Here is a 16858-nt window from a genome sequence, read left to right on the forward strand (position 1 = left end):
ATCATAATATAAACAAAAAAAATATGCGTTATATTAAAATTGCATTTCAAATCAATCCATTGAACAGTTTACTGCTGAAACCCTTTTCCCAAAATATAGTTTTGCTAGCAATATGACCACATTCGTCTCTACAGTAAATAAAAAGGCCGGAACTAAGTCCGACCTTTTCAATAACAAATCATCTAAAATTAGATTAATTTGTTGTAGTATTCAACGACTAGAGATTCGTCGATTTCTTGGTTCATTTCGTCACGTTGTGGTAAACGAATTAAAGAACCTTCTAATTTTTCAGCGTCGAATTGTACGTAAGGTACGTGACCGTATAAGCCTTCAACCGCTTCTTTAATTACTTTAACGTCTTTAGATTTTTCACGTACAGAGATTACTTGACCTGGTTGAACGCGGAATGATGGGATATCAACACGTTTACCGTCTACAGTAATGTGACCGTGGTTTACTAATTGACGAGCTTGACGACGAGTAGTCGCTAAACCTAAACGGTAAACTACGTTATCTAAACGTTGTTCTAGTAAGATCATGAAGTTAACACCGTGTTTACCTTCTTTGATTTTACCAGCTTGAACGAATAAGTTAGCAAATTGCTTTTCGTTCATGCCGTAGATGAAACGTAATTTTTGTTTTTCTTGTAATTGTAAGCCGTATTCAGATAATTTAGCACGACGACCGTTACCATGTTCACCTGGTGCGTATGGACGACGAGCGATTTCTTTACCAGTACCTGAGATTGAGATACCTAAACGACGAGAAACTTTCCAGTTAGATCCTGTAAAACGAGACATTATATATTCCTCCATAAAAATAAAATTTTGGAGTAAAATAACCTTTTAAATTGACCGCATTCGTGCATTTCACCTTAGCGCTTTCGTCTTCTGCAGCCGCAGACTACTTGGCTTACTGACGGTTGTCAGTGGTTGAAATGTTGACGAGCTTGCTTCAATTTTGCTGCATTATTTTACACGCAGTCCATCATACCATTATTATTGAGCTTCGTCAATGATAACTTAATTTAAATGTTTTAAATAGTTCAGCGTCACTTTAGCGGCATTTTGCCCTGCCGTCACAACAAATTCATCGAAAACCACATTAGCGTCTTGTTGAGCGGTATCAGAAATCGCTCGAATAACAATACAATCAATTCCAAACTGGTTGGCTACTTGTGCAACTGCAGCCCCTTCCATCTCAGCACATTGGGCTCCTCTGAAGATTTGGTACAAGTCATTAACCTTGTTTGTATCGGCGATAAATTGGTCACCCGTTAGAATTAATCCTCTCGTAGCTGTTAAATCTGTCTCATGATAAGCATTTAAAAAGTCTTGGATCAAGTTTTCTGGTGCCTTGTAACGGGCTGGCATTGTAGGAACTTGGCCTAATTCATATCCAAACGCACGGGCATCCGCGTCATGGTACATGGTGGCTTCCCCAATGACAATATCCCCAATTTGACGGTCTGGTGCTAGGGCCCCCGCTGACCCGGTATTGATGATTAAATCTGGATTCGTTTGGGCAACTAAAGTCGTCGCGATTGCAGCATTCACTTTCCCAATCCCGCAACGGGCTACAACAATCTCGTGCCCTTCGTAGGATGTTGTCCATACTTCTGTTGACCCAACAATTTCACTAGCACTTAGGCCCAGGTGTTCTTTATAATAACCAATTTCTTCTTCCATTGGGCAAATAATTGCAACTTTCATCTATAATATACTCTCCTCTATTTGAATTGATTTAACTTAATTAAACATAAAAGGCGATGACGGTCAAAATGATAATCCCTAGGGTTAACAGGATAATCGCGATATTTAAGAAACGGTCAATTTTAGTTGGCCCGAAGAATGACTTCCCTTTGCTAGCCTCTTTACCATCCGCATCTACTTGACCTGTATGTTGACCAAACTGATTTGCCTTTTCCGGATTTGCTTCAGCATAACTTGTACCAACAAAAGCTGGTTGTGATTGGCCAATTCCTTCATTATCATTTACTAATATGTCGTCATCTCTTTCAGCTTCTAATACTTCCTCTGAAGGACCAAAAAGGCGTTGTCTAAATGACAGCCGTTTTTTATTTTCTTTAGTAGTCTCTGCTACTAAGGGCTCTTCCGCAAGTGGCGTCGACGTTCTAGCAGCCGTCACCACATGGTCGTCTTGGTTGGTCCAATCGCCCTGACCAGCATAATTGCGGTCATTTGGTCCTTGGTTTGCCGCAGAAGAATTTGGATTTAATCTATTGGAATTTGGTCGTTCAGGTCTAGATGCCTGGTCAGCTGAGCTGGATTTTCCCCGACTACCTTTTGCCTCCTGACGCTTCTTTTCATATAAAGCCTGGTTAAGCATATCCGCAGAAAATTTCCTTGGCGCATCAAAGTCTTCCTCCCGCTTAAAAACTTGGGTATTACCCGACGTTGCATCGTGGTTAAAGGCTGCTGATTTTTTGTGACGTGCATCACGAGATGTATCATATGTCGTTGATTCACCTGGTCGCTTATTTTCTTGTATTTCGTCTGCAATTTCACTACCCGTTTTGCTGACGTGGTCAATTTTATTTTTCAAGGCTCGGTACTGTGCACGTGTTAATTGTGGTTCTTCATCTGGCGTCATATATGTCACCTACTATCCTTGTAATGTTAACATTTGCCAATATTGAATGGCGTAAATGGTCTTCATATCTGAAATTTCTCCTGAGGCAATGGCTGCTTTCGCTTGGTCAAAGTCCAGGTATACGAGTTCGATATTTTCATCGTCGTCTTGTGCGGGCGGTTCTGGTAAGTCAGTAACATTTTGGCAGGCATACATTTGAATGAATTCATCATTATAACCTGGCGTCACATAGAACCCGTCTAGTTGCTGCCAATTTTCACCAGCCATACCCGTTTCTTCCGCAAATTCTCGTTTAGCGGCCACCAATAAATCTTCATTAGGATCTACTAAGCCAGCTGGTACCTCTAAACTAACTGCTTCAATCCCTTTTCTATACTGACGAACTAATACAATTTTATCGTCCTTTAGGGCGAAGATACCAACTGCCGGTCCGTGGAAAATGAGTTCACGATCTGCAAGTTCACCATTTTGCAAACGGACTTGATGTTTCTCTAAGTTTAGAATTTTTCCTTTATATAAGGTTTCTTTCTTAATTGTTTTTTCACCAAATGTCATCATGATCAACCTTTCTTAAACATTATATTTGTACTTTACTGTTATATGTATATTTACTGTATTTTAGCTTGTGATTTTGATGGCTACTCCACTTCATTTTAGCATTTTTATCTAAAATATGGGTTAGAAGGCGAAATTTTAGGGATTTATTTACCTTTTCAACTTGCTCCTATTCTATAGGAATAGACTAGTATTTTTAAATAAGACTAGAGGCCGATGTTGATTGATAACCTGTCCGATATAATGGAATTAAATCAATCAAAGGAGTGACTAAACATGAATCGCCCACTTCAATACATCGCAAAAATTGGTCAATATCCCTTTTACTGGCCGATGAACGTGACAATCATTTTTCTATTGTTTGTATTTGGTGCCCCCTATTATCAAATTACCTTCTGGGTGTTGGCACTATCTTTCTTAGTCTTTGTGATCAATAATATTTATACGGCAAATATCGCTACCCACCTAAGCAACCGTGAAAAATATAAACTAGGACGGGTGCCCAAATCAAGAAAAGCCATCTATGGGGAAGCTGACTTAACTGACCAAGAGATTCATTTTTTCCGGTCCGAAATGGCTGAAGCCTTGGATAATATCGAAACCATCTTGGGGTATGAAAACTACAATACCCATTTAAATATGGTATTCAAACGGTATGATACAAGCAAAGTATTGAAAAGTTTTTTCCAAGCCATTACAAAAGCGCCAGATCGTTTAAGCCATGCGACCGATTTCCTATATCATGTGCTCCCAAATTTAAAGGGCGCACTTGAACAATATATGGCGATTAATCAATCAATGGATAAATCGCCACGAAAAATTCAAAAGTTAACCAGTTTACGTGAGGAAATCGCAGACTTGGCCCAGCAAGCGCAAAGTTTATTCGATAGCTTCAGTAATGAACCTGAGTAAAGGAGAACCAAGATGACAGAAGACAAAAACCAACCATTAAACAAACAATCGGATAATATTTCTAAATCAGTAGATGATTTAATCGCCAACCCCTTCCAAGATGCGACTTTAGCCAATTCGCCCTTAGAAAACTTGGCGAATACCGATGAAGAAACGGGTATGGAACAGACGATTTACCAACAATTATCTAAAGACCGCCAAGACCAAGCTCAGGCATTATCTGAAAAAATTGATGCTAGCGACAGCCAATCAATCGTTTCGTATGGTGCCATGGCCCAAAAACAAATCGGTGATTTCTCGCACCAAATCATCGCTCAAGTACAAAACCAGGACTTAGACGTTGTTGGCGAACAGTTGCGTGAATTATTAGCCCGCTTGAATGATACTGACCCAAGCCAATTGACCAACCAAAAGCAGAACCGCATTCAACGTTGGTTTAAGAAACAAAAGGCCTCTTTATATGAAATGAATGCCAAATATCAAAAAGTTGGCTACCAAATTGATGAAATCGCTGGGCACCTAACCCGTCAAAAGAATGGTTTATTAAATGACAACCTACAACTGGATAGTTTATACCAACAAAACTTGGATTTCTTCGAAGCCTTAAATGTCTATATCGCTGCTGCTCAAATCAAAGCAGAACAACTACGCCAAGAAGAGCTCCCAGCCTTAAAGAGTCAGGTAACGAGTGAACATGACCAAATGACCATCCAAAAAATTGCCGACTTAGAGCAATTTATTAACCGACTTGAAAAACGAATCTACGACTTGGAGTTAACACGTGAAATTACCATCCAACAAGCACCTCAAATTCGTTTAATTCAAAATGCCAACCAAAACTTGGCTGAGAAAATCCAATCGTCTATTTATACAGCCATTCCTTTATGGAAAAACCAAATTGCTATCCAATTATCCCTTTACCGTCAAAAAGATGCTTTGGATGCACAAATCGCTGTTACAGATACCACTAACCAATTGTTAACAGAGAACTCTGAATTGTTGAAACAATCATCACTTGAAACAGCAAGACAGTCTGAACGTGGTGTTGTAGATATTGAAACCTTGAAACATTCACAACAAAACCTGATCGATACCATTACTGAAACCATGCAAATTCAAGAAGAAGGTCGGGCTAAACGTCTGCAAGCTGAACGCGAAATGGTACAAATGGAAAATGAATTAAAACAACATTTACTTAATGGCGGTCAAAAAAAATAAAATGACTATTTTAGAGTGTTATCATTTCATCTGATTTAATCCATATGTTAAAATGTATATATGGACAACAGGTCCAATACAAAATGAAATGGAGGAATTATCATGGGCTGGTTATGGTCTTTAATCGTCGGTGGACTTATTGGTTGGGGTGCAGGTGCAATCCTAGGTAAAGATGTTCCAGGGGGCGTTATCGGTAACATTATTTGTGGTATGTTAGGTTCTTGGGTAGGATCTACTTTCTTACAAGACTTTGGTCCTGTAATTGGTGGATATGCAGTTATCCCTTCCCTAATCGGATCTATCGTATTAATCTTAGTATTAAACTTTGTCTTAAAACGTTTAAACTAGTTTAATTATACAATCAATAAAGGGCGTTGAATCAATTGGTTCGGCGCCCTTTTTGAATCCCCGCTATTTCATTCATCTGACACATTTGACGTGGAAGCGAAAAAAGTGAAAAAGCGGTAGCGACTAAGACCTAATGTCTAATCGCTACCGCTTTATCTATGTTATTTACTTAGCTATCACTAGCCTAGTTCAATGTTCACTGCTTGAGGACCACGTTTTCCTTGGGCAATTTCAAACTGCACCTTTTGACCCACTTCTAATGAAGTCTGGTCTAAGTGCCGTAAAGCTGAAAAATGCACGAAGATATCATCTTCTTCTGGAAAATCTGGTAACTCGATAAATCCAAAGCCTTCTTTTTCATTAAAAGTCTTTACAATGCCGTAATAGGTCATCTTAATTCTCCTCTTCAACTAAAGCTTCAGGATAGTGGTTGATGACGATGTCTGCACAACGTGCACATAAGTGCGGTGCTGCTTCAATTGTACCAACTTCTTCGTAAACCCCGCGACAACGGTCACATGTTTCACCATGTGCATGTTCAATCGCTAGACTGTAACCGTCGTAGGCTGTAGCATCTGCGCTGGCTTCTGCAATGTCATGGATTTCTAATTGCGATACCATCAAGTACGTCGCTAATTCTTCGCCGACACTATCAAGTAATGCTTTAGTTTCTCCATTGGCATAAATATGTAATTTCGCTTGTAATGATTTACCAATTACTTTTTCTTCACGAGCCGTTTCTAATGATTTATTGACATCAGAGCGTAAGGCCATAAAAGCAGACCATTTTTCTTCTAAGGCCTCTGCATTGTCATAAGTTACCACTTCAGGGAAGTCAGCTAATTGCGCGTATGCTTCTTCTTCTTGTAGGTATGTCCAGATTTCTTCAGTTGTATGTGGAATAACTGGTGTCAGTAAAGTCGTTACAGCTTTAGCCACTGCATACATAACTGTTTGCATGTTACGACGTTTTGCTGATTCTGGTAATTCAATGTAAACAACGTCTTTAGCGTAGTCTAAGTAGAAGTTAGACATATCTAAAGTTAGGAAGTTAGTGATTTCATGGTTGACTGTCATAAAGTCGAAAGTATCGTATGCATGTCGTACATTGCGCACCATTTCGTTTAGACGGTTCATCATGTATTGGTCAATTGATGCTAGATCTTCATAGGCTACTGCATCTTTTTTCACATCAAAGTCATACAAGTTTCCTAGTAAGAAACGTGCAGTATTACGGATACGACGGTAGTTTTCAGCAACTTGTCCTAAGATATCGTCAGAAATTCGGACATCATAGTAAGTATCTACTGAAGATACCCATAAACGTAAAATATCTGCACCACGTTGTTTGATGACGTCGTTTGGTGACACCGTGTTCCCAATTGATTTAGACATCTTGCGGCCTTCACCATCGTTAACAAAACCTTGTGAAAGAACTGAACGGTATGGTGCTTCATTGTTCACTGCAACTGATGTTAATAGTGAGGAATGGAACCAACCACGGTATTGGTCAGAACCTTCTAAGTACATGTCAGCTGGGAATGTAAGGTCTTCACGTGTGCGTAATACGCCATGGTGAGATGAACCTGAGTCAAACCATACATCCATGATGTCCATCTCTTTAGTGAATTCACCGTTTGGCGATGCTGGATGCGTAAAGCCTTCTGGTAACAAGTCTTTCGCTTCGCGCTCGAACCAGACATTTGAACCGAATTCGTCAAATAGGTTGGCTACATGTTCGATTGTTTCTGGTGTACATACAGGTTCGCCATTTTCTGCGTAGAAGATTGGCAATGGTACACCCCATACACGTTGACGTGAAATTACCCAGTCTTTACGGTCACGGATCATATTGTAGATACGTGTTTGACCAGATGGATGCCACCATTTTACTTCATTATCGATGACGTCTAAAGTCCGTTCACGGATTTTTTCTACGGAACAGAACCATTGTGGTGTTGCACGGTAGATAACCGGTTTTTTCGTACGCCAGTCATGTGGGTAAGAGTGAGAGAAGTAATCTAGTTTTAGTAAACGATTATTTTCTTTCATTTTTTCGATTGAAATCTCGTTACCTTTTTCGTAGAAGACACCTTCAAAACCAGGTGCTTCATCCGTGAAGTGACCTTGGTCATCTAATGGTGATAGAACGTCTAACTTATAGTTCAATGACGCAAAGTAGTCATCTTCCCCGTGCCCAGGCGCCGTGTGGACTAAACCAGTACCTGATTCAGTTGTTACATGGTCACCTAAGATTAGTAATGAGTCACGGTCGTAGTATGGATGCTCAGCAACCATATACTCCAAGTCAGTCCCTTTAACTGGTTCGCCTTCAACTGTGTAATCTACCCATTCTAATTCTGTTGCTAGGCTATTCACTAAGTCAGTTGCAACCACAAATTTACGGTCAGCAACAGCGACTACAGAGTATTCAAAGTTTGGATTTACAGCGATAGCCATGTTAGATGGAATAGTCCAAGGTGTTGTTGTCCAGATAATGAATTCTGTATTCTCTGGTAATTTGCCTTTTGTATCACGTGCTTTAAAGGCTACGTAGATTGAAGGTGATTCAACGTCTTGATATTCAATTTCAGCTTCAGCCAAAGTAGATTCTGAAGATGGTGACCAATAAACTGGTTTAGCCCCTTTATAGATCAAGCCTTTTTCATACATGTCACCGAATAAACGGATTTGTTGCGCTTCAAATTCTGGTGCTAATGTTAAGTATGGGTTCTCCCAGTCACCCGCAACACCTAAACGTTTGAAGTCATCACGTTGGCCGTTAATTTGTTTCCAAGCGTACTCTTCACATAATTTACGGAATTCAGCAACTGTCATTGACTTACGGTCAACACCTGAATTGGTTAAGGCTTGCTCGATTGGTAAACCGTGCGTATCCCAGCCTGGTACGTAAGGTGAACGGAAGCCAGACATAGATTTTGAACGGATAATAATATCTTTAGAGATTTTATTCATGGCATGTCCAATATGAATGTTCCCGTTTGCATATGGAGGACCATCATGTAGGACCCAAGGTGTTTTATCTTTGTTTTTTTCCTGACGTTGTGCGTATACGTCTTCTTCGTTCCACTCAGCTTGGCGCTCTACCTCTTTAACAGGTAGATTACCGCGCATTGGGAATTTTGTTTTTCCTAAATTTAATGTTTCTTTCATTTTCATCGCGTAATGCCCCCTAATCGATTTCCTAGAAATAAAAAAAGCCCCGTCCGCAAAAGGGACGAAGCTACCGTGGTACCACCCAGATTTTGTCTATCACAAATAATGCGATATACACTCAATGACTTTATCGCGGTCAACGGTTTACCTACTTGGGCAATGATGCATTACCTGTTCAACAAACTACTCCTGGATGATAATAAATAACTTTTCTCGCTCTAATTCGCAGCTAACATAGATTCTCTTTCGATCAATTACATTATTTATTGTGTTCCACTCTACGTGTTCTATTTCCATACGTCATAATATTACTATAAAAGTATTGTAAAAACAACTTTTGTCGCGGAAAATCTCCTGATTATTCTTCAGATTTATCTGATGAATTGGTCAAATCAGTTTCTGTTGACTCAGATTGTACCAGTTCGTCTGCCACATCTTGGGCATCAGTTGCTGGTTGGTTTGTAGCAGTGTGATCAGTAGTTTCAGATGCTACCGCCTGTGTTTCTTCAGACGGATCAAGTGTATTCTCTAAACCAGTGGTTTCTGATGAAGCAATTTCTACAGATTCGCTAGCATTTTCTCCTGCAGCACTTGTTTCTGCTTTCTCTACTACAGGCTCACTGTCTTTGAAACTACTAAAAACTGGCGCGATGGCTGGAATATCATTGTTAAAGAACTCTTCTTTACGTTGCTCTTTTTCAGCTTTGTCAGCCGCTGCATCAAAGATTGCTTCGCCTTTATTTGACCGTACTGGCAGATCATAAGCTTTCACCACTTCATCTAATTGTGGGGTTGGCACTTCACCAACTGGTTTTTCAAAGAATAAGTTCTCCCAACGTGGGTCTTCGTACATGTCTTTGGCCTGTAAAATCATACCAAAAGATTGGTGCAAGTAAGTACGAGCTGCTTCTTGTAAATTATCTGTTTCCGTATTGATTACAGCCGCTTTTTCAGCCGCTTCAGCAAGTAAGCGACGCGCTTCCTCTTCAGCTCTTTCTACAATTAAAGAAGCTTCATTTAACGCTTCTTCACGCAAACGGTCAGCTGCTTCTTGGGCCACAAAAATCGAACGGTTAACTGTCGCTTCCTTACGGTGGGCAGCATCCACTTCTTTATTCGCTTCGTTTAATTGGTCTTGTAATGATTTATTTTGTTCCTCTAACTTCTCCATTGAGACACGGACTTTATTCAAATAGTCATCTACCTCAGCTTTACCGTAACCTGAGATTTTCTGTTTAAATTTCATATTTTTAATTTCTGATGCGCGCATAAAATGGGCCTCCTATTTGTTTTTAATGATCTCAATCGCTACTCTAATCTTACCCTTTTTGGTTTCCATTTGGGTAGCCACATACTTCAATCGGCCATAGCCTCGTACTGAAGCAATGTCCCCTGGATTTAACTGCCTTTTCGCGTCTTGCACTTGTGCCCAATTGAGTTTAGCAGCGCCACCCTCAATCAGTGACTTGGCCTTCGCTCTTGGAATTCTAAATCCATCTGAAATTATCGTATCAAATCTTAATGAAGAAAGTGTGATTTCCATGGGTTGCCAGTCAGATTTTGGTTGAATAATTTGGTCAAAATGATCTATTTTTACTAACTTGACTTTCGAGCCACCTATCTTATCCATTTCAAAGCTAAGAAAATCGGCGATTTTTTCATCGACAAAGAATTGCCATTTCTCCCCAGCCTGGATAATATCTCCGATACGGTTACGTTCAACCCCTTGTCCTAGAATTGTGCCAAGAATTTGCCGGTGCTCAATCGTATTGAACTTGCTGGCATAATGAATATTAAAGGGGGTAATTTCAAAATCAGCCGGTTGAATTTCGTAATAAGTCGGCGCTAGTACACACCGTTGATTCTCCGCATTCGGATAGCCACCAAAAAATTCATAATGAATTTCATCGTCTTGGCCAATGATCATTGATACAATGGCCACTTCTCTTGGATTCAAGAACGGGGTTACTACCGGTGCATATTGGTCTAAGACCAGATTCATCCAGTCTGTCACTTTTTCAACAAAGGCATGTTCGTCTGGTTGAAAGTGTTGTAAAACTTCATAGTTTGCCAAGAGTTGTCCATCCCTTTCTATCAATTACTTAGTTCTATTATACAAAAAAATCGGGTAGATACCTAGACCTACCCGTTTGATTGAAAAGTTATTGTTGTTAAGTTAACGTAAAATATTTAAGCCATTAGAAGCTAATTGTAAGACAATTACACCCACAATCACTGAAAATGAAATACCTCCTAAACTAGGCAAGATATTATCAAAGAATGATAAATATGGGTATGCTAGTCGGTCAATGATTTGACCAAATTTAGAATCTCTAGCTCCTGGGAACCAAGATAATAAAGCATATATCACTAACACTAGTGTATAGACATAGATTAAATCTTGAAGAATGTTCACTAAATTATTCACGACTTTCCCCCTCTCGATCCCAAATATTACCACGGTCGCGAGAAGCCTTGCCATGTGTATTTGTGTATTCTTCATACAAACCTTCAATTTGTACGGTTTCTGGAACGGCAATAAATACGTCAGTGGCTACACGTTGTAAGTCGCCATTAATGGCATATACAACACCTGTCATATAATCGACAAATCGACGTGCATCTTCATCTGACATTTGTGCCAAGTTTAAAACCACTGATTTACCACCCAAAAGTGATTGACTGATTCGCTCAGCTTCAGCAAAAATGCGAGGTTTAAAAATTTCTACAGTTGCCACGTTTTTACGAGACTCACTTAAATTCACTACATTATTTCGCGTTGCATCGTTTGCCATCGTTTTGTTTTGCTCCTTAGTTGGTTGTTCAAATGTAAAGTTTGTTCGACTGGTCTGAGCAGCTTTAGATGGATTTTCAGCAACTGGCGCTTCAAACTGCTTTGAATCACTAGTATCAACCGACTCTTGCTCATAGTAGTCTTCTTCAAAATCATCCTCATTGTCAAAGAAATTTGCAAAAAAGTCCTTAAAACCCATATTGGACACCTCCGTTTACTCGGTTTCTGTGTTAAATATAGCTGAACCTACTCTGACAAAATCAGCGCCCTCAGCTACTGCAATCGGGTAATCACCTGACATCCCCATGCTCAAATGTTGACACGGTGCATAGTCTTTATCCAAAGCTTGCACTTGGTCGCGCAATTGACGTAAGTTGGCAAAATAGCCATGAATTTCTTCCTCGCTAGCATCAATCGGCGCCATCGTCATCAAGCCCACAATCTCTACTTTAGGAAACTCTGCCACTGCTTCGATAAAGGCAGCAATCTCAGTTGGTGCAATACCGTGCTTAGATTCCTCGCCAGAAACATTGACCTGTAGGAAACATTTAATAACCTTGTCCGCCCGCTTGTCAATTTCCTTGGCCAGTTTAATCCGGTCAAGAGCATGGAAATAGTCGATGTCATTAATGACATCTTTAACCTTACGGGTTTGTAAGGTGCCAATTAAATGCCATACAATATCGTCTGCCATAGCAGCAGATTTTTCCTGGAAGCCTTCTGGACGATTTTCTGCAAAATGTCTCACACCTGCATCATATACTGTGTTTGCTTCATCTATTGAATGGTACTTAGAAACACAAATCAGCGTCACATCATTTGATGATAACGCTGATGATTGTTGTGCATTTGCAATAATGTCTTCAATAGACTGCAAGTTATTGCGAATTGTCATATTAACGACGACGCTTTCTGAAGAATGGTGGTGTATCTAATTCATCATCATCTGAGTTGTTTGATGCGTAATCATTTTCTACAGGTGCAGATGGTGCGTCATCAAAAGTTCTGCGCGAACGGTTTGAATCTTCATAACGGCTGCTGTCGAAATCACTGAATACGTCCCGGTTTTCTTCTTGACGACGTTCAGTCACTTGTTTTTCTTTAAAGTTGTCTGGTTGGTTAGCGAAGTCGCGACCTGAACTTTGTTGGAAAGCTGAGTGGCCACCAGAGCGTTTAGCGCGTTTTTCATCGCGACGTTTTTCTGTATCAATACCAGTTGCGATCACCGTTACGATAACTTCGTCTTCTAAGTTTTCAGCAATTGTAGTACCAAAGATGATATTTACTTCTGAAGAAGAAGCTGCTGCCACGATATCCGCTGCATCTTGTGCTTCGAATAATGTTAAGTCGTCGCCACCTTTAATGTTTAATAGGATTTGCTCAGCACCATCAATAGACACTTCTAATAATGGAGATGAGATAGCCTTCTTAGTTGCTTCAGCTGTACGGTTCTCACCAGTAGAAGCACCAATCCCCATTAAAGCAGTACCTTGGTCAGCCATTACTGTACGAACGTCAGCAAAGTCTAAGTTTACGTAACCAGGTGCCGTAATCAAGTCAGAGATACCTTGAACACCTTGACGTAATACGTTGTCAGCTTCACCAAATGCTTCACGCATAGGTGTTTTCTTGTCAACGATTTCTAATAGACGGTTGTTTGAAATAGTTACTAAAGTATCCACATGTTGTTTCATTTCTGCGATACCTTGAGCAGCAGAGCGACCACGTTTTGGTCCTTCAAAAGTGAACGGACGAGTTACAACACCAACAGTTAAAGCGCCGATTTCCTCTTTAGCGATACGGGCTACGATTGGCGCTGCACCAGTACCAGTACCACCACCCATTCCGGCAGTGATGAAGATTAAGTCAGCACCCTGTAATGCTTCGCGGATTTGGTCTTCTGATTCTTCAGCAGCTTTAGCCCCAACTTCTGGTTGAGCACCAGCACCTAAACCACGAGTCGATTTAGGTCCAAGTTGGATTTTAATATCAGCTCTTGAGTTTTTCAAAGCTTGTGTATCAGTGTTTGCTACGATAAATTCAACGCCACGTACGTTCTCTTCGATCATACGGTTAACCGCGTTGTTACCACCACCACCGACACCGACTACCTTGATTGATGCGTTATTCATATCCATGTTTTCGTATTCGAATTCCATATCCATTTTATATCCTCCTGGTAATTAAATTAAACAAAAAAGTCTTTGAAGAAATTTTTAATTTTATCAACTGGGCTTTCTTCTTCGCCCGTTTCAGTTTCGTCATTTAATTCATCGTATTGGCTAGCTGGTCTTTCTTCATAATAAGTTTGTTCAGTATTAGAAGGCGATACGCTAGGTTTATCGTTTTCACTATCATCATTTACTTGCTTGTAATTGTCAACTGATTCTGTTTGCTTTGTGCTAGCAACTGGTTCACTACGAGCAGGTGCTGGTTGACTAGTCCGAGTAGTTGGAGCGACTTTTACTTGTTGCCCGTTATCTTGTGCTAAATGATGGATATCATCCAATTGTGCCACATATTGAATTAAACCAACAGCTGTGGTAAAGATTGGGTTACGCAAACCAACATATTCTGGGATGTAATAACGCACTTCATGTCCAAACACTTCTTCAGCTAAATCTAATACACCAGGTAATGATGCTGCCCCACCGGTCACAATAATACCACCTGGTAAAGCAAAGGCTTCGATTTTATCTAGAGGTTTTTTCAATGTTTCGAATATTTGACGTTCCCGAGCTTCAATAATTTCAGCTAAGTAATGCTCACTCACACGTTCTGGATTCACCTTACCAATCGTTTCAACTGGGAAGAATTCTGAATCGTTCGTATCTTTAGGTAGGGCATAGCCATATTCTAATTTTATTTGTTCAGCGTTTTCAATTGAGGTATTCAATATAGTTGAGATATCTTTTGTAACAAGTTCCCCACCTTCGTGGTCAACTGTCGCAAATTTCAATTGATCATCGTGGAATACAGACACACTTGTTTGTCCGCCACCCATGTCAATTAAGATTGTCCCAAATTCACGTTCACTCTTGCTCATCGCAGCGTATGCATTTGCATAAGATTGAACAACTAGGTCACGAATATTCAAACCTGCCATCGCCACGCAACGACGAATGTTGTGAACGAGTGTTTTTGGACCAGTAACTAAGCTAGCGTATAACTCTAGTCTGACACCAATCATACCACGTGGGTCTTTAATGTTGTCAAAGCCATCAACAATGAATTCCTCCGGCATCACTGAAATAATTTCTCTTTCAGCTGGTACTGAACGAACTTTTGCTGCCGCTAAGACATTTTTGACGTCCTTATCTGTAATCTCTCTGTTATCATTTGACACGGCGATCATACCGTAACAAGGTTCGATATTCACTTGATTACTTGGGACAGCTACAATGACATCGTTAATCGTATAATTAGCTTTTTGTTCGGCTTTTTTAATCGCGCGCTTGATAGACTCAACAGTCTTATCAATATCTACAATCACACCTCTACTGAGTCCTTGTGAGCGCTCGTGACCTACTCCAATAACATTAATTTGTTGGTTTACATATTCTGCAACTACTACTTTTATTGAAGTGGTTCCAATATCTAAACTTGCAAAAATTTCTGGCTGAACCATGTTTATTGAAACCTCCTAGAAAATTTAATATTTAATCGTATCGTTACTATTTTAACATAGACGGTACTAATTACCAACGGAATTACCGCGACTTTCTCATAGAAATTGTTGGCATAGTCACGGTCTATCAATGGTGATGACGTTTTCCTACACGCAAATGCTTTTAATTGCCCTCACATGATTTCGCCACTTTATTCACTCCCTGAATCAACAACTGAATTGCCACTTGTTGCATCCGTTTCGGCATTAGAAGATGCTGCTTGTGCATCAGTACTTTCAACCTGACTAGCCTCACCAGATGATGCTGATTCATCATCTGATGCACTAGTTGATCCATTGCTAGAACGATCTGTTGACTCACTAGCTGAATCTGATGATGAATCATCTAATTCGCTAGCTTCACTTTCACTCGCTGCACGCTCACTAGCCGCACTAGATTCAGCAGCTACAGATTCATCATAGGCCTTCTTATCTTCTTCTGAAGCATAAGGATTATTCCCGTCATTCAGTTCTGTAAAGTAAATAGCCACTTCCATATCAATCAGTCCCGTTTGCCCGTCTAATTGACTAGCAATACCATTATAATAACTCATCCGATTACCAATTGAGCTAATAAAGCCTCTCACCACATTCCCGTCAACCATTTGTAAGGCAATCCGGTCAGTATTACTTTCATCACCTGTATAAGTCACAAAGGAAATTTTTTGAATGATGTCATCTGACAGGCTTGATAGGGCCTTAACCGTTTCTGTTAGCTTGGCTCTTTGATCTTCATTGGCAATATCATAACCTTCAAATAAGGGTAACTCTTTTTCAAGTGATGGTAGTGGTGTATCGATGATTTCATTATTTTCTAGTAGGGGGTAGAAAAAGTCCGCAATCTGGATATAGCCTAATTGGCGGTAGGCTGACACGTTCACAGCTACCTTATTCCAATCCGATACGTTCACAGTTGCTGACTTGACCGAAGGATTTTGGTTTACAATAGCTTGTTCCACCTCACCCTTAGAATTTTTCAAATCCGTCACTGACATCCCTTCATTTAGGGGATATAAATTCACGCTTTCTGTATCCTCCACACCTTCAACAGTGATTGAATCCACATGATTAAGGGGTGAAGCATAGTAACCGGCCACAATTAATATAATTACAAATGGTAACAATAATAGCACCATTCTTTTCCAATTAGTCGGTCCACTTTTTTTTATCTTCTTAACTGGAGGCATCCCCTGATTACTTGTCACCAGTTGCTTTTGTTTCTTCGAATTCGCTTTGCCTTTTATGTTGAATTTAGACAATCCCCACTTGGGTTTTTGTTTTGCTTTTTTCATCACAGGTTTTTGCTTGCTACTTTTTTGCTTATTTATATTTGACGCTACTTGTTTCTTTTCAAGCATAGCTTGGTCCTGATCTTCGTATTGATGACTGCTATTCACGCCATTTTGCAGGTCATCTTGGTTTGACTTGGTCCCACTTTTATCTTGCCTTCTGTCTACGTCTGTTCGACCATTTTTAGCTAATTTATCATGTAAACGGCGTCTTCTCTCGCGTTTCTCTTGGCGAATGCGCTCTTCTTCTTCCCAGTCCATCATCATGCCCCCTTTCTATCTATT

Annotated in this window: 17 protein-coding genes; 3 read left to right on the forward strand and 14 right to left on the reverse strand. The window is 40.0% G+C overall.

The window, feature by feature from the left end; all coding sequences use genetic code 11:
• Nucleotides 1-188: 188 nt before the first annotated feature.
• The 4 genes from rpsD to ACFW0C_RS04440 form a co-directional block, all read right to left on the reverse strand.
• Nucleotides 189-800, reverse strand: a complete 612-nt coding sequence (gene rpsD / locus ACFW0C_RS04425; protein ID WP_003143535.1) for a 30S ribosomal protein S4 — start codon at nt 798-800, stop codon at nt 189-191.
• Between the two features lie 222 nt (nt 801-1022).
• On the reverse strand, nt 1023-1712 hold the full coding sequence (locus ACFW0C_RS04430) for a 5'-methylthioadenosine/adenosylhomocysteine nucleosidase (RefSeq protein WP_378105728.1): 690 nt from the start codon (nt 1710-1712) through the stop codon (nt 1023-1025).
• 40 nt (nt 1713-1752) lie between these two features.
• Entirely contained in the window at nt 1753-2613 is an 861-nt protein-coding gene (locus tag ACFW0C_RS04435; protein ID WP_378105729.1) for a hypothetical protein, read from the reverse strand.
• 12 nt (nt 2614-2625) lie between these two features.
• On the reverse strand, nt 2626-3171 hold the full coding sequence (locus ACFW0C_RS04440) for an NUDIX hydrolase (RefSeq protein ID WP_378105732.1): 546 nt from the start codon (nt 3169-3171) through the stop codon (nt 2626-2628).
• Between the two features lie 273 nt (nt 3172-3444).
• Here ACFW0C_RS04440 and ACFW0C_RS04445 point away from each other — a divergent pair, with 273 nt between their 5' ends.
• From ACFW0C_RS04445 to ACFW0C_RS04455, 3 genes are all read left to right on the forward strand, one after another.
• Nucleotides 3445-4080 carry a 5-bromo-4-chloroindolyl phosphate hydrolysis family protein gene (locus ACFW0C_RS04445; protein ID WP_378105734.1) on the forward strand — a complete coding sequence of 212 codons (636 nt, stop codon included), beginning with the start codon at nt 3445-3447 and terminating at the stop codon, nt 4078-4080.
• 12 nt (nt 4081-4092) lie between these two features.
• Nucleotides 4093-5298: a toxic anion resistance protein gene (locus tag ACFW0C_RS04450; protein WP_378105736.1), complete on the forward strand. Its 1206-nt coding sequence runs from the start codon at nt 4093-4095 to the stop codon at nt 5296-5298.
• Nucleotides 5299-5400: 102 nt separating this feature from the next.
• A complete protein-coding gene (locus tag ACFW0C_RS04455) occupies nt 5401-5646 on the forward strand; it encodes a GlsB/YeaQ/YmgE family stress response membrane protein (protein ID WP_378105737.1) in 246 nt (81 codons plus the stop codon).
• 179 nt (nt 5647-5825) lie between these two features.
• Here the strand turns inward: ACFW0C_RS04455 and ACFW0C_RS04460 are convergent, their stop codons facing one another.
• From ACFW0C_RS04460 to ACFW0C_RS04505, 10 genes are all read right to left on the reverse strand, one after another.
• A complete protein-coding gene (locus ACFW0C_RS04460; protein ID WP_016897652.1) occupies nt 5826-6038 on the reverse strand; it encodes a cold-shock protein in 213 nt (70 codons plus the stop codon).
• 1 nt (nt 6039) lies between these two features.
• Complete coding sequence (gene ileS / locus ACFW0C_RS04465; protein WP_378105739.1) at nt 6040-8826, reverse strand: isoleucine--tRNA ligase; 2787 nt, start codon at nt 8824-8826, stop codon at nt 6040-6042.
• A 355-nt stretch (nt 8827-9181) separates the two neighbouring features.
• Nucleotides 9182-10093 carry a DivIVA domain-containing protein gene (locus ACFW0C_RS04470; RefSeq protein ID WP_378105741.1) on the reverse strand — a complete coding sequence of 304 codons (912 nt, stop codon included), beginning with the start codon at nt 10091-10093 and terminating at the stop codon, nt 9182-9184.
• Between the two features lie 12 nt (nt 10094-10105).
• The gene (locus ACFW0C_RS04475) at nt 10106-10897 is read right to left on the reverse strand and encodes an RNA-binding protein (RefSeq protein ID WP_378105742.1); all 792 of its coding nucleotides are present in this window, start codon (nt 10895-10897) and stop codon (nt 10106-10108) included.
• 102 nt (nt 10898-10999) lie between these two features.
• Complete coding sequence (locus ACFW0C_RS04480) at nt 11000-11251, reverse strand: YggT family protein (RefSeq protein ID WP_378105744.1); 252 nt, start codon at nt 11249-11251, stop codon at nt 11000-11002.
• The gene (locus tag ACFW0C_RS04485) at nt 11244-11816 is read right to left on the reverse strand and encodes a cell division protein SepF (protein ID WP_378105746.1); all 573 of its coding nucleotides are present in this window, start codon (nt 11814-11816) and stop codon (nt 11244-11246) included. The genes ACFW0C_RS04480 and ACFW0C_RS04485 overlap by 8 nt, the downstream gene beginning before the upstream one ends.
• Before the next feature lie 15 nt (nt 11817-11831).
• Nucleotides 11832-12512: a YggS family pyridoxal phosphate-dependent enzyme gene (locus tag ACFW0C_RS04490; RefSeq protein WP_378105749.1), complete on the reverse strand. Its 681-nt coding sequence runs from the start codon at nt 12510-12512 to the stop codon at nt 11832-11834.
• A 1-nt stretch (nt 12513) separates the two neighbouring features.
• On the reverse strand, nt 12514-13782 hold the full coding sequence (ftsZ, locus tag ACFW0C_RS04495) for a cell division protein FtsZ (protein WP_290490785.1): 1269 nt from the start codon (nt 13780-13782) through the stop codon (nt 12514-12516).
• A gap of 23 nt (nt 13783-13805) precedes the next feature.
• Nucleotides 13806-15245 carry a cell division protein FtsA gene (gene ftsA, locus ACFW0C_RS04500; protein ID WP_378105752.1) on the reverse strand — a complete coding sequence of 480 codons (1440 nt, stop codon included), beginning with the start codon at nt 15243-15245 and terminating at the stop codon, nt 13806-13808.
• 191 nt (nt 15246-15436) lie between these two features.
• Entirely contained in the window at nt 15437-16840 is a 1404-nt protein-coding gene (locus ACFW0C_RS04505; protein ID WP_378105755.1) for a cell division protein FtsQ/DivIB, read from the reverse strand.
• Between the last annotated feature and the right edge of the window lie 18 nt (nt 16841-16858).

The sequence above is a fragment of the Aerococcus sp. NPDC058936 genome (genome assembly GCF_042741995.1).
Taxonomy (GTDB): Bacteria; Bacillota; Bacilli; order Lactobacillales; family Aerococcaceae; genus Aerococcus.